23 protein-coding genes are annotated in these 23,094 nt (G+C 46.0%); 17 read left to right on the forward strand and 6 right to left on the reverse strand.

Going from position 1 to position 23,094, the window contains the following annotated elements; all coding sequences use genetic code 11:
- The first annotated feature begins 141 nt into the window (after positions 1 to 141).
- The gene (locus tag ACTHPG_RS14585; RefSeq protein ID WP_440390324.1) at positions 142 to 1,122 is read left to right on the forward strand and encodes a helix-turn-helix transcriptional regulator; all 981 of its coding nucleotides are present in this window, start codon (positions 142 to 144) and stop codon (positions 1,120 to 1,122) included.
- Positions 1,123 to 1,153: 31 nt separating this feature from the next.
- A complete protein-coding gene (locus ACTHPG_RS14590; protein ID WP_440390325.1) occupies positions 1,154 to 1,516 on the forward strand; it encodes an HIRAN domain-containing protein in 363 nt (120 codons plus the stop codon).
- Between the two features lie 52 nt (positions 1,517 to 1,568).
- Here the strand turns inward: ACTHPG_RS14590 and ACTHPG_RS14595 are convergent, their stop codons facing one another.
- Positions 1,569 to 2,672, reverse strand: a complete 1,104-nt coding sequence (locus ACTHPG_RS14595) for a glycosyltransferase family 4 protein (RefSeq protein ID WP_440390326.1) — start codon at positions 2,670 to 2,672, stop codon at positions 1,569 to 1,571.
- A gap of 215 nt (positions 2,673 to 2,887) precedes the next feature.
- On the opposite strand from ACTHPG_RS14595, the gene ACTHPG_RS14600 reads away from it, so the two are divergent.
- From ACTHPG_RS14600 to msrA, 6 genes are all read left to right on the forward strand, one after another.
- Entirely contained in the window at positions 2,888 to 3,199 is a 312-nt protein-coding gene (locus ACTHPG_RS14600) for a DUF3817 domain-containing protein (protein ID WP_440390327.1), read from the forward strand.
- 277 nt (positions 3,200 to 3,476) lie between these two features.
- Positions 3,477 to 4,295 (forward strand): TerC family protein, encoded by an 819-nt coding sequence (locus tag ACTHPG_RS14605; RefSeq protein WP_440390813.1) that lies wholly within the window; start codon positions 3,477 to 3,479, stop codon positions 4,293 to 4,295.
- 501 nt (positions 4,296 to 4,796) lie between these two features.
- Positions 4,797 to 6,260: an RtcB family protein gene (locus ACTHPG_RS14610; RefSeq protein ID WP_440390328.1), complete on the forward strand. Its 1,464-nt coding sequence runs from the start codon at positions 4,797 to 4,799 to the stop codon at positions 6,258 to 6,260.
- On the forward strand, positions 6,260 to 7,564 hold the full coding sequence (locus tag ACTHPG_RS14615; protein WP_440390329.1) for an ATP-binding protein: 1,305 nt from the start codon (positions 6,260 to 6,262) through the stop codon (positions 7,562 to 7,564). The genes ACTHPG_RS14610 and ACTHPG_RS14615 overlap by 1 nt, the downstream gene beginning before the upstream one ends.
- Positions 7,565 to 7,871: 307 nt before the next feature.
- Entirely contained in the window at positions 7,872 to 8,129 is a 258-nt protein-coding gene (locus ACTHPG_RS14620) for a GlsB/YeaQ/YmgE family stress response membrane protein (RefSeq protein ID WP_062835823.1), read from the forward strand.
- Between the two features lie 375 nt (positions 8,130 to 8,504).
- Complete coding sequence (gene msrA / locus ACTHPG_RS14625; RefSeq protein ID WP_440390330.1) at positions 8,505 to 9,020, forward strand: peptide-methionine (S)-S-oxide reductase MsrA; 516 nt, start codon at positions 8,505 to 8,507, stop codon at positions 9,018 to 9,020.
- Between the two features lie 121 nt (positions 9,021 to 9,141).
- On the opposite strand, the gene ACTHPG_RS14630 is transcribed toward msrA, so the two are convergent.
- Positions 9,142 to 10,413 (reverse strand): hypothetical protein, encoded by a 1,272-nt coding sequence (locus ACTHPG_RS14630; RefSeq protein ID WP_440390331.1) that lies wholly within the window; start codon positions 10,411 to 10,413, stop codon positions 9,142 to 9,144.
- 262 nt (positions 10,414 to 10,675) lie between these two features.
- Here ACTHPG_RS14630 and ACTHPG_RS14635 point away from each other — a divergent pair, with 262 nt between their 5' ends.
- From ACTHPG_RS14635 to ACTHPG_RS14645, 3 genes are all read left to right on the forward strand, one after another.
- A complete protein-coding gene (locus ACTHPG_RS14635) occupies positions 10,676 to 11,272 on the forward strand; it encodes a restriction endonuclease (protein WP_440390332.1) in 597 nt (198 codons plus the stop codon).
- Positions 11,273 to 11,392: 120 nt separating this feature from the next.
- The gene (locus ACTHPG_RS14640) at positions 11,393 to 11,614 is read left to right on the forward strand and encodes a hypothetical protein (RefSeq protein ID WP_440390333.1); all 222 of its coding nucleotides are present in this window, start codon (positions 11,393 to 11,395) and stop codon (positions 11,612 to 11,614) included.
- Positions 11,611 to 12,858: a winged helix-turn-helix domain-containing protein gene (locus ACTHPG_RS14645; RefSeq protein ID WP_440390334.1), complete on the forward strand. Its 1,248-nt coding sequence runs from the start codon at positions 11,611 to 11,613 to the stop codon at positions 12,856 to 12,858. Before ACTHPG_RS14640 ends, ACTHPG_RS14645 begins: the two co-directional genes overlap by 4 nt.
- Positions 12,859 to 13,071: 213 nt before the next feature.
- On the opposite strand, the gene fabV is transcribed toward ACTHPG_RS14645, so the two are convergent.
- Positions 13,072 to 14,265: an enoyl-ACP reductase FabV gene (fabV, locus tag ACTHPG_RS14650; protein WP_440390335.1), complete on the reverse strand. Its 1,194-nt coding sequence runs from the start codon at positions 14,263 to 14,265 to the stop codon at positions 13,072 to 13,074.
- A gap of 203 nt (positions 14,266 to 14,468) precedes the next feature.
- Here fabV and ACTHPG_RS14655 point away from each other — a divergent pair, with 203 nt between their 5' ends.
- The 4 genes from ACTHPG_RS14655 to ACTHPG_RS14670 all read left to right on the forward strand — a co-directional run bounded on the left by ACTHPG_RS14655 (position 14,469) and on the right by ACTHPG_RS14670 (position 18,003).
- Complete coding sequence (locus ACTHPG_RS14655) at positions 14,469 to 15,749, forward strand: XRE family transcriptional regulator (protein WP_440390336.1); 1,281 nt, start codon at positions 14,469 to 14,471, stop codon at positions 15,747 to 15,749.
- Between the two features lie 198 nt (positions 15,750 to 15,947).
- Positions 15,948 to 16,352, forward strand: a complete 405-nt coding sequence (locus ACTHPG_RS14660) for a VOC family protein (RefSeq protein ID WP_440390337.1) — start codon at positions 15,948 to 15,950, stop codon at positions 16,350 to 16,352.
- Positions 16,353 to 16,685: 333 nt separating this feature from the next.
- On the forward strand, positions 16,686 to 17,102 hold the full coding sequence (locus ACTHPG_RS14665; protein WP_440390338.1) for a hypothetical protein: 417 nt from the start codon (positions 16,686 to 16,688) through the stop codon (positions 17,100 to 17,102).
- Positions 17,103 to 17,208: 106 nt separating this feature from the next.
- Positions 17,209 to 18,003: a hypothetical protein gene (locus ACTHPG_RS14670; RefSeq protein ID WP_440390339.1), complete on the forward strand. Its 795-nt coding sequence runs from the start codon at positions 17,209 to 17,211 to the stop codon at positions 18,001 to 18,003.
- Between the two features lie 99 nt (positions 18,004 to 18,102).
- Here the strand turns inward: ACTHPG_RS14670 and ACTHPG_RS14675 are convergent, their stop codons facing one another.
- On the reverse strand, positions 18,103 to 18,918 hold the full coding sequence (locus ACTHPG_RS14675) for a class I SAM-dependent methyltransferase (protein WP_440390340.1): 816 nt from the start codon (positions 18,916 to 18,918) through the stop codon (positions 18,103 to 18,105).
- A gap of 73 nt (positions 18,919 to 18,991) precedes the next feature.
- The gene (locus tag ACTHPG_RS14680; RefSeq protein WP_440390341.1) at positions 18,992 to 19,933 is read right to left on the reverse strand and encodes a helix-turn-helix transcriptional regulator; all 942 of its coding nucleotides are present in this window, start codon (positions 19,931 to 19,933) and stop codon (positions 18,992 to 18,994) included.
- A gap of 88 nt (positions 19,934 to 20,021) precedes the next feature.
- Between ACTHPG_RS14680 and ACTHPG_RS14685 the strand changes: the two genes are divergently transcribed.
- Positions 20,022 to 21,455: a glycoside hydrolase family 1 protein gene (locus ACTHPG_RS14685; RefSeq protein WP_440390342.1), complete on the forward strand. Its 1,434-nt coding sequence runs from the start codon at positions 20,022 to 20,024 to the stop codon at positions 21,453 to 21,455.
- A 159-nt stretch (positions 21,456 to 21,614) separates the two neighbouring features.
- On the opposite strand, the gene ACTHPG_RS14690 is transcribed toward ACTHPG_RS14685, so the two are convergent.
- A complete protein-coding gene (locus tag ACTHPG_RS14690) occupies positions 21,615 to 22,280 on the reverse strand; it encodes a phosphatase PAP2 family protein (RefSeq protein WP_440390814.1) in 666 nt (221 codons plus the stop codon).
- Positions 22,281 to 22,452: 172 nt separating this feature from the next.
- Between ACTHPG_RS14690 and ACTHPG_RS14695 the strand changes: the two genes are divergently transcribed.
- Positions 22,453 to 23,031, forward strand: coding sequence for a hypothetical protein (locus ACTHPG_RS14695; RefSeq protein WP_440390343.1), 579 nt, complete (start codon positions 22,453 to 22,455; stop codon positions 23,029 to 23,031).
- The last annotated feature ends 63 nt before the right edge of the window (positions 23,032 to 23,094 follow it).

Raw genomic sequence — 23,094 nt, forward strand, 5'->3', positions numbered from 1 at the left:
GTATATTAAGAGGGGGTAAGAGTGCAATTGGACTATACAAAAATGGTGAAATTGCGAAAATAACATTGGGACTAAAGATTTAGTTCTGTACTAAAGGAACTAGTTTTCCTTGCCGATAAAATATCGAAGGGGAGAAACTACATGACAGAGAAATTAATTCGTCTGCTGCGTATACTTCAGGCTATACAAGCAAATCCTGGAATTTCGGCCAAGGAGTTGGCGCTGAAATGCGGTACGACTGTACGCACGATTTATCGTGATCTCCGGATTTTGGATAGGGTGGCCCCGATTATGAATGAAGGATACGGCAAGGGATACCGATTTATTGGTGAGTTTGCGATGTATCCATTAGATTTTACTGAACAGGAAGCCATGGTCTTCTCCATGCTTCCGTCCGTAGTTGATACCTCCAAGTTACCTGCTGAGTTCGATTCAGCTTTTGACAAGGTCATGTCGGCTCATACCAAATTAAAATCAAGAAACAGTGACATTGTAGAGAATATTGCGGGAATTATTCGGATGGGCACGCCAGCTTATCGTGAAGAAGGGAAAGACCCCAATTTGCTGATTCCCATCATCGAAGCTATTTTAAGCCAGCAAACCATTCGTACTCAATATCATACGCTGACAAGAAATGAGATCACCGTCCGGGATATCGATCCCTATTATCTCATTCCACGGGATCAACGTTTTTATTTGATCGGATACTGCCATTTGCTGCAAAAAGTTCGATTGTTTCGGATCAGCCGTTTTTTAGATGTGACACGAACAAATGCCGATTTCGACAAGGGTGATTTCAACATAACGCAGTACATGAAGAATACATGGTCTATTGACCGTGGCGACGAACATATCCATTTCAAGGTAAGATTTTCTGAGAAAGCGGCCCCCTACATAAAGGAAGAAGAAATGTTTGTTCGCCCGCGAATGACGAATATGTCGGATGGGGGCTTGTTATTTGAAGTGACACTGAATAGCAGCCGAGAATTTTTGAAATGGTTGTATCAATTTGGTCCCGAGGCAGAGGTACTTGAACCTCCTGAGTTTCGTATAGAGATACGCAGGCAACTTGTCGAGTGGTTGGAACATTATGAAACCGATATTCCTATGTTAAAATTTTAATTATAAGAAATACCGGAAAAGGAGCAGGAATATGAGTACCAAATTATTTGCAGCTATGTATGGGATGGACCATTTCCATGGCGTGCAGGCTTTACATGTGGGGGATACCGTGTATCTCGTCAAAGATCCAGATAATCGCTTGGATCATCAAGCCATTAAGGTTGTTATTCCACCGATCGGAGCCGTAGGTTATATCGTTAATGATCCGCTTGTCGTACCGCATGGCTGTTGGACCGGGACGGCATTCTACGATGTATTTCATCAATTAACATGTGCCAAAGTACGATTCATGATGAGAGATATGGTTATTATGGAGTTAATTGAGATGAGTCACATTCCCGTTCCGCAGATGGATTCTTTGATTAAGGGATGGCAATTTCGTGAAAAAGCTTGATCATCTGGTATATTTTATTTTTGTCAAAATGATTCATATGACTGAAGAAGGCTCATTTACGGATGAGCCTGGTATAGGTCGCTTCCAGATGCATGGCTGTTCTGGCCCAACTGAAATGTGACCTTGCGCTGTCTCGGCCAGCCTTCCCTAACATCTCGGCAAAAGTGGGATTGCTCGCAAGTTTGTACAGACAAGAGGCGAAACGTTGGGGATGCTGATAAGTGGTGACAAGGTATCCATTGATACCTGATTCAATAATCTCACGAATACCTCCGTTATCAGAAGCAATGACGGGTAATCCTGAAGCCATGGCCTCAACATTAACCAGGCCAAAAGCTTCATGTTCTTGAGATGGACAGACCAGGCAATCGACGGCCCGATACAACTGATCGATATGCTCATGGTTTATCTGACCACGGAAGGAAACATGGACTTTTAGCTTATGGGCAAGTTCGCGAAGTTTACGCATGTAATATGGAGGTCCTTTGCCCGCAACAACCAGTTGAACAGGCATCTGTCGCTGCAGGATGGAAGTCGCACGAATTAATACGTCTACACCTTTTCCAGGGATAAGCCTGCCGACATACAGAATAGAGAATGGTTTAGTTATTCCAAATTGTGTACGAAGATGAACCTGTTCTTCGCTGGATTCAACAGGTCTGAATCGGCTTAAGTCTGCACCCAATGGTACAACACTCATCCGGCGTTTTACCAACGGAAATCTGCGGCCTAGCCTTTGTCTCAGGGATTGGCTGTTGACGGCAATCCAATCAGCTTTTTTCATCAATGTGAGTCTGGAAGGTCCGGGCTGAGCAAACGTTAACGAGTGAAGATAGAGTACAACAGGAGTTCGTGGAAATGCTCGTTTGATGGTCGCCATACTTCGTGGCCTGTTATCGACTTGAATTACATCGTAGGGTTGTTTGGCTAACAGACGTATGACTGCTTTGGTATACCTTTCAGGACTCGATGCAGGAACACGTTGGATGGTGATCCCATCGATCTGTTCCGTGGTGGCGAGACCGTCCATTTGACGACTTATAATGGTCACCTGATGGCGGTGTGCAAGTTCGCGTGCGATCCCCAGTATACAGATTTCCACGGACCCGTTGCCTGGCAGAGGTAATTTCTCGGGTGCAACCATAGCAATTTTCATGATGAGGCTCCTCCTTGTCCGACATCTTAACAATCTTCGTCATATATCTTATGAGAAGCTGAGGCATTTGGCTCCTGCAAAAAGGTAGGTGATCCACCCATATGAGTGTGCAGGAATAATCTGCTGCGTGGAATGAAGCGGAGATATTGGGCTTTTGTGATATACTGTACGGGAACAATTGAATTCGTTACATGTATAGAAGCAGGAGGAAAATAATGTTACATTCAATGCTGGGGCGCTTCCGGCTAATGTTATGGTTGCAGGGAATTTCGTACGTCTTGTTACTGTTTGTTGCTTTTCCGTTGAGAGATGCCGGGGTTATGCCGCAGGCTGTCACGTGGTTTGGAAACTTGTATGGTTTTTTGTTTTTAATGTACTTGTTATTTATGGTGAGTATGTACACCTCGCAGAAGTGGCGTCTGCGCCGTCCAATTGCGCTGTTCTTCATTTCTTTCATTCCATTGGGAAATATGATCTACGATATTGTCGTATTTCGTAAGCTGTACCGTCAATTAAATAAAGCTTGACTTTATTTAATATTATGAAATATGATGAATACAGATTAAACAACCCGTTTCAACTAAAACTACATATTCCTGTTAAAGGGGAGTAGCTTTTACAGTAAAGTCGTCAATTCGGGATTGCATCCCCGGCTTTATTGGCAGCAGATTTGTTGTTAGCGAGACCTTTACCAAGTTTTCATGCTCGGTAAAGGTCTCTTTTTGTGGATATAAAAGGACCTTACCAGCGATGGTAAAGGTCCTTTTTTTTGTACATCATAAGGATATTAAGGAGGAGTCAATGTTGGAAGTTTCATTGTTATTAGAATATGGGTGGGTGCTGGCTGTCCTAGTTGTGCTGGAAGGATTACTTGCAGCGGATAATGCATTGGTACTCGCAATTATGGTTAAACACTTACCTGAAGAAAAGCGCAAAAAAGCGTTGTTCTATGGTCTGATGGGCGCATTTATTTTCCGGTTAGGTTCGTTATTCCTGATCTCTTTCCTCGTCGATGTATGGCAGGTACAAGCGATTGGTGCCCTGTATCTCCTGTACATTTCGATTAACCACATCGTTAAAAAGGTACTGGGTAGTCGCAATAAGACAGATGAAGCAGCGGATTCAACGCCTAAGAAACCGAAAAAACAATCTGGTTTCTGGATGACCGTTTTCAAGGTCGAAGTAGCGGATATCGCATTTGCAGTCGATTCCATTCTGGCAGCTGTTGCTTTGGCCGTGGCGTTGCCACCAAGTGGATTGCCTGCAATTGGGGGACTTGACGGTGGACAGTTTATCGTTATCTTCCTGGGTGGATTTATCGGGCTTGTGATCATGCGTTTTGCAGCCTCTTACTTTGTAAAATTGCTTCATTCCCGTCCAGGGCTGGAAGTTGCGGCTTTTGTAATCGTAGGTTGGGTTGGGGTTAAACTGGCAGTTATTACACTTGCACACCCTTCGTTGGGTGTTCTGGATGAGCATTTCCCGGAAAATAAAATTTGGAAATTTGGATTCTATATTGTACTGATCACCATAGCGGTATGTGGTTGGTTCCTTTCTTCCAAAGTTCCTGCAAAAGAAGATGAGAATCCGGTTGAAGAGTTGGAAAAACAAGCTGGACTGTAATAATCATGTTTCGCTAACTACATCATGATTAGTTTTATAACAGGAGGTTGTCCCAGGACAGCCTCCTGTTTTTGTGCAGATATGAGACACACGCGAAGTCCCAATTTCCAAGAAAAGGGTTGACACATGAATTTCAATCCCTTTAATATAAGACTTAACATTAACGAAGGGAGGCCGAGAGACATGATGCTTGGTTATGATCTGAATCAAACAGGGCGCACAGTAGATACAACTGCATATCAGGCTCATCGTCTCATTGGCCTCATACGGTCGACATAGGAGATAGGCATATCGTTTAGCGGTTTTATAATCGATATGCGTTCTTCGCTTATATTATAGCGATGGATGACAGACACACAGCATGTTTATGCTGTTCTGTTCTCCATTATTGTCATTCAGTAGAAGTCATGGGCGACTAGCCTATGGCTTTTTTTATATTTATATTACAGATGAATCAGCAAACCGAATTTGCTGAACGTACAGGAAGGAATCAACATTTTTATGAATACAGAATTTAATTTATTTGCCAATCCCAATGAAACAACAGGTGCCTACCGGCATGAAGTGAAATTGCCCGCAGGGGACCTGACCGTATATGCTGCGCAACAGCTCTTTTCCTCGCTCGACTACAAGGTATTCGAAATGGCGAACAATAATCTGCAGATTCCGGGAATCTCTTATATGAGTTACACACCTGACGTACATGTCGGTGTAGGTACCTGTATTGGAACAACAGCCGTGTGGGATGCGCAGAGCGGATATGTATCTCCTTCCATCGTGGGCAGTGACATTGGCTGCGGCATGCGAGTGCATATGACGAACTTGCACCAAGACGAATTGAAGGATATCAAACTTCGCCGCAAACTCGTTAAGGCTATTGAAAAAGTATTGCCGATGGAGGCGAACCAGCGAGGTCATTACTCGGATATCAGACTGGAGCATATTGTTCGTAAAGGGCTGCATGGGTTACCCAAAAAGTATATTCCGGACAGCTATACCCCGAAAAAATCATCCTCGATGACGCATGTGGAAAGCAGCAAGTTCAGTTACGATGAGGATGTGTTAAATCACGTTCCCGATATGACGTGGCATCGTTCGCATCGGCAGCTAGGAACACTGGGTGGCGGGAATCATTTTGCCGAGATCCAGGCGATCGAGATCGCTGAAGAGAATCGTGAAATTGCCGAAGCTTGGGGAATGTTCGATGGACAGGTCGTGGTCATGATTCATTCCGGTTCTCGTGCATGGGGTGGTTATGTAAGCCAGACCAGTTCGTCAGCGATTGCCAAAGTCATGCAGCGACTTAACCTGGGAACATCCGATCCCAGACTGGTGTTTGCTCCATTGGAACATGCGGAAGGTCGTCATTATGTGAACATGATGTATTCTGCATTGAATTATGCTGTTGTCAATCGGCACCTGATTGCGTATGCTATTCGCGAAGCATTCCGGGATGTGTTTGGCTCCAAATGTGAATTCCGTACGTTATACGATCTGATGCACAACTATGCCTGGGAGGAGTCTCACGCAGATCAAGGTTCCGTTTTTGTGCATCGTAAAGGAGCGACACGTGCGTTGCCGGCAGGTCACCCGGACAATCCAAAGCCTTATCTGGCAACAGGACATCCAGCACTTATTCCGGGGTCCATGGGGACTGCTTCATATATTATGGTAGGTCAGCCGCAGGGTGCTGATAATTATTATTCAATATGTCATGGTGCGGGCCGCATTCGTTCACGGACGGCAACGAAACGATTGGTTTCCGTAGAAGATTTTGCTTCGGCACTGGGTGTAGGCACAGAAGATGAGATCGTGGTTAACCAGCGCTCACTTGAATCCATTATTGATGAATCACCTCAGGCTTATAAAAATGTAGATGAAATTATAGACAGTGTTACCGGCGCAGGCCTGGCTCAAGTTGTAGCCAAATGCAAACCGCTTGCAGCGGTGAAGGGAGCGAAATAATGACAGTTAACGAAAAACAAACCGATCCAACCCAGGCGATCTATACCTATGATGAACAGCATGATAACCGAATTCGAGTAGAAGGGTACGCCATCTATTCAAGGCTGATCCGTGGAATCAGTGAGGCACTGCATCAGCGCTATGGCATTGAATACAAGCTGTATGCCAGTTCTGACCCGAACAACGAATACTGGGAGTTACTCCGGGAAGACTTGCAGAATGGTAGTGCTGAAGTGGAATTGGTAGCCCGCATATTCGAGGATCTGGAGCTTCAGACGTTGCATTACGACGATGATGGCGATGTGCCCACGTATGGTGTGCATTACTCCATTCGCAACAACGTATTTGCCTATCCGAAATGGGGCGTAGCCCTTGTGCGGGTTCCATTTTTCCGAGAGAACGGAATCTACAGTGAGGACTTTGTCTTTGCTGTCGGTGATGAGGAGATGAAGCAGTTTCTGGGAAGTGTCCGCGAACGGGAACGTCAGCAAAATATGAAAAAGGTGACAGTATATACTGATGCTCGTAACGGTAGCGATCGTCATGTCGAATCCATTACTCGCTCCGTGGGAAGAGAGGATGTTGTTCTCTCAGCACAGATCAAACAGGATATTTTCCGCTCGCTGGATCAGTTCTTTGAAGCGGATCGTTCCTTCTACAGAGATTATGATATCCCGTACAAACGGGGAATTCTATTGTATGGACACCCCGGAAACGGAAAGACCACGCTGGTGAAATCCATTGCGGGAAGTATCCCGGGACCGGCTGCGTATTGGCAGATAACGGAGTATACCAACAGTGAATCGGTGCGTGAAGTATTCGAAGCTGCCAAACGGCTCGCACCGATGGTACTGATCATTGAGGACATCGATTCGATGCCGGATGAAGTTCGTTCCTTTTTCCTGAATACATTGGATGGAGCTACGTCGAAAGAAGGTATTTTCCTGATCGGGACAACGAATTATCCGGAGAAAATAGATCCTGGCCTCATGAACCGTGCTGGACGGTTTGACCGGGCATACGAAATTCCCTTGCCAGATGAGGCGCTGCGCCTGCAATATCTGCGTCAACGTGGCTTCACCGTATTCGCGGGTGAAGAGGGCACGATAGAAGCAGCTCGTCTGACCGATACGTTTTCTCTTGCGCAGCTAGGTGAGTTGTATGTGAGCGCTGCGCTGGAATGGCATCAGAATGGCCAGACCGACATTGTGAAAGTCATTCAGTCCATGCGTGGCGAGCTGGACAAGAGTCATAAACATACTTGGCTGGCGCAGCCAGGCAAGGGCCGTGCAGGCTTTTATTGATCAGACTTAATCCATCAATCCTATACTATGACGCAATGTTATAAATAATCCTACCTCAATTGGTGATACTAACCTTGTCTACTCTAACATACAATGACTTTCGGGAGGTACATAACGCAGCCCTGAGCTGGTGAGATGCCGGAAAGTAACTTGATCTGTTTCATACTGGGCTACGGCCTATTTTGCAGAGAAGAATGCATAGGACAAACGGTAATATGCAAAAATTTTTATGCCAATTGTTTAAATGCTTCTGTAGCGGTTAATAGTAGACAGACAACAACAAAAACTTTAATTAGAGGTGAATGATATGGGTTGGTTATGGTCATTAATTATCGGTGGTATCATTGGATGGTTGGCAGGTTTAATCGTAGGTCGTGACATCCCGGGTGGTGTTATTGGTAACATCATTGCCGGTTTCATTGGTGGATGGTTAGGTGGAGTAATCCTGGGCGATATGGGTCCTGAGATGGGCGGATTCCACATTGTACCTGCATTGATTGGTGCGATTGTTCTTGTAGCGATCGTAAGCTTGATCTTCCGTTCGATGGGACGTAGTCGCGGGTAACCAGTTCAAGATAACTTCTTGAACAAGTTGTCAGCCAAAATGAATCACCAATGAAGAGGTTGATTGAGAGCCATAACGATGGCTTTCAATCAACCTCTTGTTGTTTTAGAATATATGAAGATATGCGTATCAGCTATCTATATAAATTGAACTAACATTTACACGAGAAAACGTAGAGGACAGAAATAACCTGAAGAAGCGGAGTTAAAAGCTTTCTGAAAGAAAGCTACTTCGTAAGCATAGACATCGCCTTTATCACCAGATTTCCCCTTGTAAAGCCAAATAAAAAATCTGGGGATAACAGCGATCGGAAGGTTGTTCTGTCATCGGAGTGGCAAGTGTAAAAGGTAGTTTTGATAAGAGGGGATGAAAGTAATGGAAAAAGCTACATTTGCCGGTGGATGTTTCTGGTGCATGGTTACACCGTTTGAAGAACAACCGGGCATTCATGGCATTATATCGGGTTATACTGGCGGTCACGTCGAGAATCCAACATATGAGCAAGTCAAAACCGGAGAGACCGGACATGTCGAAGTGGTTGAAATTACATTTGATCCGGATGTATTCCCTTATGAACGACTGCTGGAGCTGTACTGGCCTCAGATTGATCCGACAGATGACGGAGGACAGTTCCAGGATCGGGGGACACAGTATCGTACGGCAATCTTTGTGCATAATGAACGTCAACGTGAGCTTGCTGAACAGTCCAAGCAGGAACTGGGAGCGAGCGGACGATTTAATCAACCGATTGTTACGGAAATACGTGATGCAGCTGTATTCTATCCGGCTGAAGACTACCACCAGGATTACCACAAGAAAAACGAGAAACATTATAAGGAAGACCGTGCGTTATCCGGACGGGACGAATTTATAGACGAGAATTGGAAATAGGATAATTCGATCCTACGCATGCAAAAAGCCGGGAGGGCTCCTTATGGAACTCTCCCGGCTTCTTATTGAATAGAGATTATTATTGGGGTCACAGGCATATAACTAGCCAGTACGACTCTTTTTATTTTGCAGAGTTGGACTTCAGTACATACTTGGACAATGTCTCATCGTTCATGGAATAGATGACGTCATCTACATAGGTGGAGACACCTTCTAATGAAGGAACTGTGGCACTGGTCGTGTAGATATGCACGTCTTCCAGCGTCTGCGGATCAAGAATGTATCCTGTTTTGGCAAAATCAAGCTGGTACTGACCATCCTGGGTCTGGTCAACATGCATCAATGCAGGCTGTGCGTCCTTGAACGTACGCTCAGTCACTTTGCCCTTCATCGTGTACAGTTCCAGCTTCTGCCCTGTAAGGACCGTATAGCCGTTGCCAGCCGTTTGGATGTAGGCATCGCCAGCAATGGCACGTCCCCAAGCAAGCCTGCCATCGGTGCCAAAGCCCATCAGCCGGTTACCCGTATTCTCGAAATTGGCACGCATAAGGATGGAACCATCGTCCAGAATGGCCAGCGATTCGCCGCCGCCATCTCCCAGTGTATTTGCATTGGCAGGAAACTGGTAGAAGGACAGACGATTCAACGTACGATCATAGATTTCCACCTTGGGATTCGCAGCTTGCTGCCAGAAGTTGCCTACCTTGGTTTGTTTGCTGGCATCCACTACAATTCGACCATGATCAGCCTTGAGCACGTTGCCGTTAATGGTCTTTTCGGTAATCAACTTGCCCTTTTTGTCATATAACGAGATGGCTGAGCGAACGGAACCATTCGATTGTACACCCTGACTTGAAGCAACCATCAGTGTATCGTTATCCAATAGGGATATGCTTGCAGGTGAATTCACCGTTTTGATCCAGTTGGTTTTACCGGATGTATTGAATGAGTACAATTTTTTGGTTTTGTCCGAATATTCCATATACACATATGCTGTACCGTTGCTGGCATATACCGAATCGGAGTAGGTGGTGTAAGGGCCACTTTTCTCATGGAATATCGTATTCCACTTCAATTGTCCAGTTGTAGCATCGAATGCCTGGAGAGAGTCCAGTTGCCAGTCCAGTGTTGTTTTGCTGCTTGTTTTCGTTACGGGCTGGGAGGCATGTACATATACAAGATTTTTGGATGGCACGGCATGGATTCCCTTGATCAGGACATCTTTCTCTGTATTAGCCTCAGAGAGCATCAGGGAAGATGACGTCCACGCGGGTTTTGGCATGGACTCGGGTGAAGCTGCAGCGTAACTCGTTGTATTCATGGTGAAGAGCAGCATGCCGCTAAGAATGAGGGCAGCCCATGTTTTGGACTTGTGTTTGGTCAATGTATGCAAGTGATAAACCACCTTTCTTCTTCGGTTCAAAAGGGAACCGATTGTTGAATTTTACCATTGATGTCATATTGAATTCAACCGAACGCACTGTAACCTTTTATCATTGGTTTGTCGATATAACCATGTTTGGTGAAGCATGACGGTTACAGGGAATTCATCTTCTTTCGATGAAGGTGGAAGTCTGATATATTTAGTGCGGTGATAAGCCATATCTGCGTAAAACGTTGGATAGAACATAGGGAATAGAACAAGGAGAAGAGCTATGAACTGGAGTGAAAATGTGACCCTATGGGTCATAGGAATTATTGTCATATTATTGCTGCTGGCCTGGATTATTCGGCGTGTTATCGGGCGTGGGCAGCGAATACGTAGTGAAGCCAATCCCCGGAAAATTACGATAAAGGACATCGACAAGATGGAGGATGGTTCGGAATTTGAATTATATCTCTATCATTTATTCGAAGAGCTCGGGTACGATGAGGTTCATAAAACGACGAGCAGCCGGGATTTTGGGGCCGATCTGGTGTTTGTCGATAGACTTGGCAGACGAAGTGTTGTGCAAGCGAAGCGATATGGTGCAAACCATCCGGTAGGGTTAAGTGCCGTGCAGGAAATCTATACATCCATGCGTTATTATGAAGCCGACCGGTCGATAGTATTAACGTCAGCCCGATACACCGAAGCTTGCCGAACACTTGCAGCAGTCAATGGAGTGAAGTTGCTGGACCGGGAAGACCTGATGGAATTAATTCTGTTATTCAAAGCCAGAAGAGTAGAGGAAGCATTGGAACTGATTGAAGAAGATGATCACGAACCCATCGAGACTTGGCAGTCCCGGCGAAAACGGCAATCCCGCTAAGATCTTAAGTGGAAGCCTTTATAATTGGGTACATGCCCATTCCAGTAGAAAGCACCTTCACTTGCGTAGCTGCACATGATATATTGAGTGTATATCAACCAAAGGAGTGTGTAATCCAATATGGCACGTACACAAACACAAAAAGCATTACGCAAAGCAGAGCTTTCAGGTCAATGGTGTTCGGAACAGAGCCGGAGAGTGAACGGAGATTATGGTGCGTTATCCCAGCATGTACGGCTTATGCCTACGAAGCAGGAAAAATTGCAAAAGGTCAAACACAAGAAGCAGATCATCCAGGATGGTGGTGCTTCTTTTTATTTTGGAAAGAAGTTATACATATGACAACAGCACTGCACATGAATAAGAAAATCGTTCGGCGTTTTTTGCTGCATACGCAAGCTTTACTGGGACGTTGGCCCGCAGTTTCCTTCCCTTCGGGACCCGATCAAGTTTTAAGTTTGATTCGCTCCCTCGGCTGCGTGCAGATCGATCCTGTCGCTGCTGTAACCGGGAACCAGCATTTGGTGCTGGGTGCCCGTGACCCGGGTTATACAGCTGACAGCCTGAATGCGCTGCTCAGTGATCACAAGGTGTTTGAATATTTTGCAAATGCTGCTTGTGTCATTCCAATCGAGGATTATGCTCTCTTTGAACCTGTGCGTGCCCGGTTAAGGGAGCGTCTGGCTCCCTCCTTGCAAGGTCTGGAGAAAACCGTGCAGCATGTGTTACAGCGTTTGAAGGAAGAAGGCCCTTTACCTTCAAGAGCTTTCCGTGCTGTTGAACGGGTAAGTGGTTATTGGGACAGTGCAGATGTACCGAAGACGAAGGATACCACACTTGCTCTGAATCTACTGTTAGACTCTGCTGTGATTCGTGTGGTGACGAGACAGGGGAACGAACGTTATTTTCATATTACCGAATCCGTATTGCAGCAACAGGGACTTCCGATGGAAGAAGATATGGATGTGTTGTCCCAGAGACAGGCTCTGTTGGATAAATACATTCATGCGTATCGTGTCGTGGATGCCCGGGATCCCCGTCTGGGTTGGCTAAAATCTACAGCGGCTGAACGACGCGCCGATATTGCTGCCCGTGTGTCAGATGGGCGAATGATCCCGCTTAAGGTGGAGGACGTAACGACGCCTTATTATATACGTGCCGAAGATGAGGATTTGTTATTACACATGGAGAGGGAAGAGCCACACTATGATCCATCAGGCCCGGTCCGTTTCCTGCCGCCACTGGACAACCTGTTATGGAGAAGAGAACGGATTGTCGATTTGTTCGATTTTCATTATAAATGGGAGATCTATACGCCAGAGGTGAAAAGAACCTACGGTTATTATGCCATGCCGATTCTTCATGGTGATCGGTTAATCGGACGTATGGACCCGCGACTTGATCGTAAAACAGGAGTCCTTACGGTCCGCTTGTTGTCCATGGAAGAGACTGCTCCGCCTGTGGAGGAATGGATTACGGATTTTCGGGAGGGGCTGCAATTCTTTGCAACCATGCATGGAGCGCGTTCCATCTCTATTGAGAAGACGGTGCCGAAAGAGCTGAAAAAGCTGCTTAAATCAATTTGAGCAGGGGATATACGACAGAATGTATGGATACGGAAATTGGAATGGATGAAAGGAATTAGGATGAAAGGATCTAGGATCAAAGGATCTAAAAAGGACATAAAAAGAGGGAACCAAATGGTTCCCCCTTCATTGATTCTAGAATCATATGTGTATCATTTGCATTGCATCAGTAGCAATAACGAACCCCAAGCTTACGTCCATGCAAAAACTTCTTTAGTTCACCAGATGGGGCACTTCAACGTTTGGATCAACGTCTGCTTCATAATCCACACCATCGGTCTCAAAACCAAACAGTTGGAAGAATTCGCGACGATAACCTTCCAGATCGGACAGATCGTAGATATTCTCTGTGGTCAACTCATTCCAGAGTTTCGCCACTTCTTCCTGAACGTCAGCTCTCATCTCCCAATCGTCAATGCGAATGCGACCTTCGGCATCGGTTGGAACTTCTCCACCAGCATACAGGCGATCAGCAAACAGACGCTGCAATTGCTCGATGCATCCCTCATGCAAGCCTTTTTCTTTCATGACTTTGTACAAAGCAGAGATGTACAGTGGCACCACTGGAATCGCGGAGCTGGATTGAGTCACAAGCGCTTTGGCTACAGTTACGTAAGCACGTCCGCCTTTGGCACTTAAACGATCGTTCAGCTTGTGCGCCGTGGCTTCCAGATGATTTTTGGCCTGACCGATGGAACCATCACGATAGATGGCATGGGTAAGTTCGGGTCCGATATAGGAGAAAGCAATCGTTGTTGCATCATCTGCAAGTACGCCGCCTTGTTGCAGGGCATCCATCCATAGTTCCCAATCGTCGCCACCCATTACGGTTACCGTCTGACGAATTTCCTCTTCAGTTGCCGGCTCCAGAGTAACCGAGCTGATTTCGCCTGTGTGGAAGTTTACCGTTTTGTTCGTGTAAGATTGTCCAATAGGCTTCAACACAGAGTTGTAGACTTCGCCCGTGTTTGGATCAATACGTCGTGCGGACGCAACGCTGTAGACAACCAGATCCACTTGACCGAGTTCACTGCGAATCAGTTCAACGGCTTTGTCTCGTGTTTCGTTTGCGAATGCATCACCTGTAATGCTGTAAGATTTGAGTCCTGCTTCTTCAGCAGCTTTCTCAAATGCAGCGGAGTTGTACCATCCTGCTGACGCTGTACGTTTTTCTGTAGAACTGCTCGGACGGTATATGCCGATCGTATTCGCTCCTGCTCCAAAAGCAGAGACAACGCGTGACGCCAGACCGTATCCGGTGGAAGCACCAATCACGAGTACGTTACGCGGTCCTTTTAGCTCCGGTTGGGATTTCACATAATCAATCTGTTCCTGCACTTGCGCAGCGCAACCTACAGGGTGGGAAGTGGTACAAATAAAACCACGTGTTCTTGGTTTAATGATCATTTATTTGCATCCTTTCATATTCAGCTCATGTTTCAGCATTTCGATAAAATGCTCCTATACATACCTCCTTATTGTAAAACAATTACCACGGAAACGGAAACCGTTTCGTTTGATTTCGCCGGAAGAATGGCGTTATATCTTCAATTTTGCGATGATGTGAATAGATTGTACTCGCTTGTTACAATAGAAAGGACAGGGTTACCATGCTGAAGGAACGTATTGAACTGCTAAGCAAAAAGAAACAAATCTCCCGTAAAGACCTCGTGGAAGGTCTGGTCACACAGGCCCACTTTGCCAATATCCTGGCGGAACGTTATCCGCTCCCTGAGGACTTGGCAGAAGCGATTGCCGAGCGTCTTGGGGTAACTTCTTCCTATATTACGAAGGCTGCGAATCAGGACGAGGAGACACTCGAGCGGGCAGAGGTTATTTTTGAACAAATGTCCGTTCCAGCGTCAGCGATTTCCGAAGATACGGTGCATGCGCTGGCAGATCGGGATGACACGCTGACGGTTGAGCTGACAACGGCCTTGATGAAGGCGGTCTATTATCAGCAATTAAACGATGCAACGGCTCATGAGTATATACATACGTCCTACCTTAATTTTTACCTGGAGAAATACGGTCGTCCAGACGATATTGATCTGCCGCGTCCGTTAGTTAAAGCACTTTTGTTCTATAAAATACAATATTACCGCTCCAAAATGGCCTTTGTGGATGTATTAACTCATGCAACCCGGCTCAGTGAGCTGGCACTTCCCGGCAGTGAATTCTGGCTGTCTGTGCAAAATATCAAGATGGAAGCCTACATTCAGGTTAAACAGTATGAAGAGGCAAAACAGGTATTTGAGCTTACGATGCGTAATGTCTATGATCAGCGGATGTTCCATCGGTTGTCCGGGTTATATGTGGCATATAGTGGATATTGCTTCGCGATGGGGCTGGTTCAGGAGGCACTCTCGGCATTAACAATGGCGGAGGCAAACCTCGTGTATGCGGGCAACCAGGGAGATCTGGTGACGGCAATTGCCAACAATCGAATTGTCATGCTGACGATGTCAGGCGAACTGGATCAGGCACAGGCGGAGATTGAACGATTTGAGTCACTGTTGCAGCAGGAACCGGTGGAAACCCGGCAGGCCATGCAGCCGCTCATCAGTGTTTATCGATGTGAGGTGTCTCTGGCACGAAAGAACTGGGGCGCGCTTGCACAGAGTGTAGATCAACTTTTGAAATGTGCAACAACACAGGATCAACAGATGAGTGCAATGTTTTACCAGAGCCAGCTGTCTCTGGCGCACGGGGATCGGGAAGTTTTCATGGAGCGGGCGCTTGCCTGTCTGCCTTATTATGAATCCGCGCAACATGTCATGCGGCTTGAACCGTTATATGAGGGGATGGCCGTAGTATCCGAGGATCAGCGGAAATACAAGGAAGCAGCCATGTATTATCGAAAATTGGTATATTTGTTACGCAAAAAATAGACTGACTGAATTTGAACGTAATTTTAGTAATAAATGGTGTTAAGCAGAAGGGGTACAAATGTTGAATAACGCTACTGACATACCGTTGTCAGTAGCGTTATTTTATCATCACTGAAGGAAACATAAAGAGATGAAAGGCCGATTCTAGCTCAAAAAATGATAGGTAACCTATCATTTAACAGGAAGGGTTGTATTTTTATGTATTTTGCTTCTGTACGCATTATTACCGACGACGTGGATCGTCTTGTCGAGTTTTATGAGAAAGTCATGGGTGTTTCGGCGGTACGCCCCGCGCCTGTCTTTGCAGAACTCGTTATGCCATCGTGCACCCTGGCGATCGGCCACTCCCAGACGGTGCCCCTGTTTGGCATTGGTTCTGCAGTGGCAGCCAACAATCACACGGTCATCCTCGAATTTCGCGTCCGCGATGTGGATGCCGAATACGAGCGCTTGAAGCCTTTTGTGGACGAGTGGGTAAAGGAACCGACCACGATGCCGTGGGGTAATCGTGCCGTGCTGTTCCGTGATCCTGATGGCAATCTCATCAACCTCTTTCAGCCAGTGACAGAGGAAGCGATCAAACGTTTTAGCGGCAGAGGCTGATTCAAGAGGAACAGCTTGTTCAGTGTAAAGGTTGAAACAACGTATGTATTCGCAATGCTTATGCTTATGGGTTGAAATTCTACTGTTTTTGGCAAGATTTTGGCGTTGCCAACGCATCTGGTACAAAATATGGTTGCTAATCGTGAAATGAAGATCGAATTAGCGGATCTTTTTTGCGGAATTAGCTTAATTCCTTCCCAAAGAAACGATTATCCGGTATTTCAATTGCCGGATTTTTCGTTTTTTTTGTATGCGGCCAGAAGGGTATTCAAAGACAAGCTGTGGTGTTTATAATTTAATTATAAATAAAAAATGACAAATGAGGTGCTTGATATGGGATGGTTCGGTAAAAAGAACAAGCAGGAAGATGCGATTGCCAAAGCGGATAAAGTAATGAATAAAGGACTTACTGGCATGATGATGAAAGGTTTTGTATCGAAGGAACATCGGGAGGCCATCAACCAAAGTCTGGATTCGGCGAAGCAGGCGCAATTGGCGGGAAGTGGTTCACTTCCATTAACAGCTACAGCTACGGTGGTGACAATCACCGATACAGGCAAATTGATCAATTTTGATCCGATTGTTGTGCTTGTCTTGGATGTGACGGAGACAAACGGTAACCAGTATCAGCGAACACTAGAGACACTGGTGTCCAAAATGCAGATTCCACGAGTTGGAGATCGGGTGGGATTGGGTCAGAATCCAGCGAATCCGACTGAACTGATCTATATGGGGTTGTTGTCAATATAGAAGAGAGCGGGTACGAGGAGATAATAACCAACCAATTAATGCGTATAACAACGGATGAAGAATGACACAGAGATATTCATAGATAGATTAGGAGAGGGTGGGATATATGGTAGGTTTCCTGAGATTCATTGGCGTAATAACGGTATTCGGTGTGGGGTTCTCCCCGTTTCTCGCACAGCAACTGTGGAATGATCCATTTATCATCATGCAGGCATGGTGGTATAAACCGGCGATCTTTGCCGGGTTCGCACTGATTTTTGTTCCTGCAATTTTGAGTAATATTTTCGGCGTGGGTCGAGTTAAGACAGGATTACCTGCAGTGGGGGTCATTAAGAGCATACAACAGACAGGCACGTATATTAATGAACAACCGGAGGTTCGATTGGGTCTGACGGTGTCGCGTAAAGGGCGAGAGAAATACGATACCGAGATGAAAACCGTCATCCCACTAACCTCCATGGCACAGTTTCAGCCGGGAAGTTTCATTCCGTTAGTGGTTTCAGTGAAGGATGAGCGCAAGGTAGGACTTGATATGAAAGGGCAATTATCACAGGAGGATATGCAGCAATTGCTGGATGAAAAGATGGTACAACAAGGAGTGTCCCCTGAGATGATGGATATTGCAAGAACAGGCGAAAAAGCGATGGCCAAGATTCTTGATGTCACTCCACTTGGGAGTGGAGGCAGTAATAAGATCAAGCTTCAGCTCAAACTCAGCATAACCAAGACGAACGGTGAAACCTTCAATGTGACAACGCAAAAAGAAATTCTGTCATCTGCGCTGCCGCAAGTGCAGCAAGGTCATATCATTAATGTCATCTATTCAAAGCAGGATCCGACGAGATTAGTCCTGGCATTGAATGCACAAGAACAACAATTAAGTGACTTGTTCTCTTCATGAGGAGGTAGATAAAGGGAGGTCGTACAGGTCATGTTCATGACGTGTACGACCTCCCTATTGCATTTGGTATGTACGAGAGATGCAAGCAACGTACTGCTTTCAGACAATACCAAGGCGCATGCGATAAGAAAAGAGTACTTTTCTTGATTGTCCGTCAAATACCCGATCAGCCAGTGCTCTGAACTCGTCGGCAGCAATTAATAGATCATCGGCTCCGAGCTTCAACGCCGTTTGCAGCCCGCCTTGGCTCAGGGCGAGATTGACGTATCGATCAGCAGTGAATGTCTCATGGTGATGAAATACGATTTCCCGCACATATCGGAACAGACCGGATTCCTGAATCTGCTGCAAATGCCCATCCTTGCTCCATTTGTGTGCCTGGCTATCCTGAGGAGCCAGACTGGCTGCTCGTTGATCTGCTTCCTTATTCAGCTTCAGATAAGCTTGTTCTAACTGCCAGTCTAACATTGGCGGCCAGTCGCAATCATAGGCAGCAAATATGCCCCCGGTGCGAAGAACACGTGCGAACTCGCGTAGCGTGGGTTGCGGCTCCATCCAGTGAAATGATTGGGAGCAGGTTAGCACATCGACACTGCCGTCGGGGAGTCCGAGATCATGAGACAAGCCGGATACAAACCGCAGATTATCCGGCTTCCCGGCAGATTCCCACTTGAATTCTGCTACAGACCTCATGTCATCACTGGGTTCGAAGCCGATGATGCGTTCTGCCTCATTAAGCCAGATCCACGAGGATAAACCGGTGCCACAGCCAACATCTGCGACCATACGCGGAGTGCTTCCAAGATATGTCGTTAGAATATCCACCACTTCGGTGGGGGCAGCTGGTCGGTTCTGATCGTATAACGTACCGAAACCTTTGAAACGTTCCACATTGTTGCGTCTAATGTCTTGCATGGATAAGCCTCCTTCGTTCAGTTAGATGACGGAGAGTCAGCTGTGATCAAAAGTTGTATAGGCCTATATTATATCATTCATTGTTGGGTAGTTTGTTCATGACATTCTGCAAATGTTCAACGGCTTTGATGTGACGTCTGAGCAGTTCCTGTCCAACATGAACAGGCTCGATTACGGTCAGCTCGGAACCAAACGACAGCAGGAAGGAGTAGAGCCATTCCCCTACATTCAGTTCGAGAGACACACGGAGCCTGCCATCAGGCTCTTTTTTTATGAGTGACGGTTCAAAAAAATCATGCACCCGGTATGCAATGTTGCTGGAGAACGAGAGTATAAGAGGAGTCAGCACAAGGGCTGCGTCTGATTCAGGGTGGGTTGACCCCATAGTAACAGCGTGATCGTGTTTTCTCGTTAGAAACGTCAATTGGGTGATTCTCTTCATCTTGAATGTCTCGAATTCTTTCCGATCAGGGTCATCATGAATATAACCTTTGAAGTACCATGTACTATTTTTAAAAATAAGCTTCTGTGGCTCCACCGTTGGAATGCTTTTCTCACCATCCGAATTAACATAATGAAACGTAATGAGTTGATTTGTTAATATGGCTTGCTTCACCTGATTGAACAGTTCTCTCTCTTGCAGGGGAATGCTGCCCCAGGGTGAGAAATTGAATTCGATCCAGTCCAGCTTGTGATCAAACAAGGCGGTTAACCGTTGCAGCATATGGGCACTGTTAAGATGGGGGATCGCGCTGACGCTATAGAGTCCCATCAGAATTTCGTTCTGGTCTTCTTCGGACAGCAGGGACTTGTCCATGACATAGTTGTCCATGAGATGAATGCCGCCATGCTTGCCGGTCGTCGTATAGACGGGGATGCCCGCAGCGCTCAGCCGGTCGATATCGCGGTACACCGTACGTACAGAAATCTCGAACATACGGGCGAGTTCTGGTGCAGTGGCCTTCTTTTTCTCCAATAACAAAAGCAACATTCGAAATAATCGGTTATTTTCCATGCTCTGATTATACCATGACAATAGGTGTCAGGGTATGGGTGGTACACTGGTTACATAGTCTTGTTGAGATATGAAGGAGGAATTAGTCATGACAATGAAAGAAGGATTTTACTGGGGCGGCGCAACGGCTGCCAATCAATTCGAGGGTGGATGGAATCAGGGTGGCAAAGGGCCAAGCACGTCTGACATGATGACAGGGGGAACCCACACGATTCCACGCCGGATTACGACGGTATTGGAAGAGGGCACGTATTATCCGAGCCATGAAGCGGTTGATTTCTACGGGCATTACAAAGAAGATATTGCCATGATGGCAGAGATGGGCTTCAAAATGTTCCGCATGTCCATCAACTGGTCCCGCATCTATCCGAACGGTTACGATCTGGAGCCAAACGAAGAGGGCTTGCAGTTCTACGATAATGTCTTCGCCGAGTTGAAAAAGTACAATATTGAGCCGCTCGTAACGATCTCCCATTATGAAACGCCATTCGGGCTGACACAGAAGTATAACGGCTGGGCTTCCCGTGAAGTCATCGACTGTTATATCCGTTATTGTACAACGCTCTTTAACCGCTACAAAGATCAAGTGAAATACTGGCTGACATTTAACGAGATCAACTGTCTGACGATGCCGTTGGGTGCTTATATGGCTGGAGGCATTCTGTTTGAGGGCAAAGAGACGCTGGTCGACGGAGTGGATGATCCACAGACTCGATTCCAGGCATTGCATCATCAATTTGTCGCGAGTGCCAAAGCGGTGAAACTGGGACATGAGATCAACCCTGATTTCCAGATCGGCTGTATGGTTGCTTTCATGACCACCTATCCAAACACATGTAACCCGGACGACATGTTGCTTGCACAGAAGAAAGATCAAATCTCCAATATGATCTGTGGTGACGTACAAGTTCGTGGTGCATATCCAGGCTTCGCCAAACGTTTCTTCGCCGAAGAAGGCATCCAGATCGAGATGCAACCGGGAGACGAACAGACCCTGCGTGAAGGTTGCGTCGACTTCTATTCCTTCAGTTATTACATGTCTTTGGTTGAAAGTGCGGACGAGTCCCTCGAGAGAGCAGAAGGTAATCTGCTTGGGGGTATTAAAAATCCATATCTCGAAGCTTCCGACTGGGGATGGCAGATCGATCCGAAAGGACTGCGTTACACGCTGAATCATCTATATGATCGTTATCAGATTCCATTGATGGTGGTTGAGAACGGACTTGGCGCTGTTGATGTGGTTGAGGAAGACGGCTCCATTCAGGATGACTATCGCATTGATTATCTGAAAGGTCACATTGAACAAATGAAAGAAGCCGTAGCTGATGGCGTAGACCTCATTGCCTACACGATGTGGGGATGTATTGACCTGGTTAGTGCCTCCACTGGAGAGATGAAGAAGCGTTATGGCTTCATTCATGTCAACAAGGACAACGACGGTAAGGGAGATTTGAGCAGAACACCGAAGAAGAGCTTCCACTGGTACAAAAAAGTTATTGAATCGAATGGTGAAGAGTTATAATTGGTGTGAAAAAAACCAGATCCGCCTGTTCCCTTAAATGGGACAAGCGGCCCATGTGGTCCTGAACGAATTCAGGACTACTATATATGAATATAAAAATACCCGGCTATCCTTCAGTTAAGGAAAGCCGGGTATTTCTATGTGCACGGATATTGGAGATTATGCCAGCCTTCTGCTATGCAGTTGGGACATGCGCTCCAAATGCCGCCGATAAAACCATATGCATGTAGAGAGCCAGCATCCACTTAAGAAGTATCCGCCAACGATATCACTTGGATAATGTACACCCAAGTAGATACGACTTATACCAATGGTCAGTATAAAGACGGCGCCGGCAATAATCATCAGCATACGTCCCGTGACGGTGGGGACATGTTTCCAGATGAGAAAGGCCAGTCCACCATACAGGCTAAATGCGGCCATGGAATGTCCGCTGGGGAAGCTATAGCCGCTCACTTCGATGATCCGGTTAATGGTAGGTCTGGCACGTTGAAATACCAGCTTGAGCAATGCATTTAACAGGGTTGAACCGGCGAGCACACAAGCGAGAAAAAGGAGTTCGCGTTTGTGTCGCAGGCAAACGTATAACACAATCATGGCAATGATTGTAATGATAACCACGGGCATTTCACTGCCGATCCAGGTGAAAAACTGCATGAATTGTGTCATGCCGGGAGATTCCAACCCCTGAATCCAGCCAATTAACGTATCATCAAATCGATGAATCTGGTTGTCGCTGATGGACAGGGCGATGCTTACAAAGGCGAGCATGCATAACGCTGCAACGAGCAGCGGGAATGAGATGTTCTTTTTCCAGTTGTGCATCAAATGTTGTGTTCCTCCGTGATGTGGGATTTCGTATGTTGTGTCCTTGCGTATGTCGGACATAATCATATTCTTATTATGCTATAATTTTACAATAAATATTGTAGCAATAAAAATATGTAACCTTAACAACGGTTGTTCAAGCAGAGAATGCAGGAGGGGAGCGGTCGGAATGAAACGACGGTTGGTGGTGTTTATTTCGGTTTTACTGTTGGTTACGTCGGGGTTAGCTCTATTTCCAGGAGAGAAAGTGTATGCTTGCAGTTGTGTGGAGAGTGATGTTCAGAAGAGGTTGGAAACGTATACTGCGGTATTTACAGGCGAAGTGGTGAAGAAAGGCCCATCGCAGCAATCGAAGAATGATGGCCTGTTAACAGAGTATACCTTTGATGTAGATACGGCATGGAAGGGAGTCGACGCCAAAAAGATGAAAATCATCGCGAGTGATGGTGGGTCTGAATCATGTGGTATTCAATTTGAAAAAAATCACTCCTATCTGATCTATGCTTATCAATATGAAGTGGATCATAAGCTGCATACGAATCTGTGCAGTGGCAATATTCTAATGGAACAAGCCGGAAATGATCTCAAATTGCTGGGCGCAGGCAAGGTTGTAAGTAAAGAAGATTTTGGAGAAACCAGTAATGATGGTGGGCGAAGTGTGCCTTTCGATCTCATCTTATACGGTGCAGTCATTTTATTAGCAGCATTGGCAGTCGTGTGGTTTTGGAGACAAAAGAAAAGAATATGATTGCAGGTCTGATGAAAACTGAAAGTTGGATTGTGTTTGCAACGGTGAGGGGATGATCGAGCT

Source organism: Paenibacillus sp. SAF-068 (assembly GCF_051967555.1).
Classification (GTDB): domain Bacteria; phylum Bacillota; class Bacilli; order Paenibacillales; family Paenibacillaceae; genus Paenibacillus.

Excerpts from the sequence above, each read along its gene's own strand:
- ACTHPG_RS14685 (WP_440390342.1), top strand. The coding sequence starts at position 20,022 with ATGACAATGAAAGAAGGATTTTACTGGGGCGGCGCAACGGCTGCCAAT.
- ACTHPG_RS14590 (WP_440390325.1), top strand. The coding sequence starts at position 1,154 with ATGAGTACCAAATTATTTGCAGCTATGTATGGGATGGACCATTTCCAT.
- msrA (WP_440390330.1), top strand. The coding sequence starts at position 8,505 with ATGGAAAAAGCTACATTTGCCGGTGGATGTTTCTGGTGCATGGTTACA.
- ACTHPG_RS14660 (WP_440390337.1), top strand. The coding sequence starts at position 15,948 with ATGTATTTTGCTTCTGTACGCATTATTACCGACGACGTGGATCGTCTT.
- ACTHPG_RS14620 (WP_062835823.1), top strand. The coding sequence starts at position 7,872 with ATGGGTTGGTTATGGTCATTAATTATCGGTGGTATCATTGGATGGTTG.
- ACTHPG_RS14675 (WP_440390340.1), bottom strand. The coding sequence starts at position 18,918 with ATGCAAGACATTAGACGCAACAATGTGGAACGTTTCAAAGGTTTCGGT.
- ACTHPG_RS14635 (WP_440390332.1), top strand. The coding sequence starts at position 10,676 with ATGAACTGGAGTGAAAATGTGACCCTATGGGTCATAGGAATTATTGTC.
- ACTHPG_RS14690 (WP_440390814.1), bottom strand. The coding sequence starts at position 22,280 with ATGCACAACTGGAAAAAGAACATCTCATTCCCGCTGCTCGTTGCAGCG.
- ACTHPG_RS14615 (WP_440390329.1), top strand. The coding sequence starts at position 6,260 with ATGACAGTTAACGAAAAACAAACCGATCCAACCCAGGCGATCTATACC.
- ACTHPG_RS14670 (WP_440390339.1), top strand. The coding sequence starts at position 17,209 with ATGGTAGGTTTCCTGAGATTCATTGGCGTAATAACGGTATTCGGTGTG.
- ACTHPG_RS14680 (WP_440390341.1), bottom strand. The coding sequence starts at position 19,933 with ATGGAAAATAACCGATTATTTCGAATGTTGCTTTTGTTATTGGAGAAA.
- ACTHPG_RS14585 (WP_440390324.1), top strand. The coding sequence starts at position 142 with ATGACAGAGAAATTAATTCGTCTGCTGCGTATACTTCAGGCTATACAA.
- ACTHPG_RS14640 (WP_440390333.1), top strand. The coding sequence starts at position 11,393 with ATGGCACGTACACAAACACAAAAAGCATTACGCAAAGCAGAGCTTTCA.
- ACTHPG_RS14645 (WP_440390334.1), top strand. The coding sequence starts at position 11,611 with ATGACAACAGCACTGCACATGAATAAGAAAATCGTTCGGCGTTTTTTG.
- ACTHPG_RS14665 (WP_440390338.1), top strand. The coding sequence starts at position 16,686 with ATGGGATGGTTCGGTAAAAAGAACAAGCAGGAAGATGCGATTGCCAAA.
- ACTHPG_RS14595 (WP_440390326.1), bottom strand. The coding sequence starts at position 2,672 with ATGAAAATTGCTATGGTTGCACCCGAGAAATTACCTCTGCCAGGCAAC.
- ACTHPG_RS14695 (WP_440390343.1), top strand. The coding sequence starts at position 22,453 with ATGAAACGACGGTTGGTGGTGTTTATTTCGGTTTTACTGTTGGTTACG.
- fabV (WP_440390335.1), bottom strand. The coding sequence starts at position 14,265 with ATGATCATTAAACCAAGAACACGTGGTTTTATTTGTACCACTTCCCAC.
- ACTHPG_RS14600 (WP_440390327.1), top strand. The coding sequence starts at position 2,888 with ATGTTACATTCAATGCTGGGGCGCTTCCGGCTAATGTTATGGTTGCAG.
- ACTHPG_RS14655 (WP_440390336.1), top strand. The coding sequence starts at position 14,469 with ATGCTGAAGGAACGTATTGAACTGCTAAGCAAAAAGAAACAAATCTCC.
- ACTHPG_RS14610 (WP_440390328.1), top strand. The coding sequence starts at position 4,797 with ATGAATACAGAATTTAATTTATTTGCCAATCCCAATGAAACAACAGGT.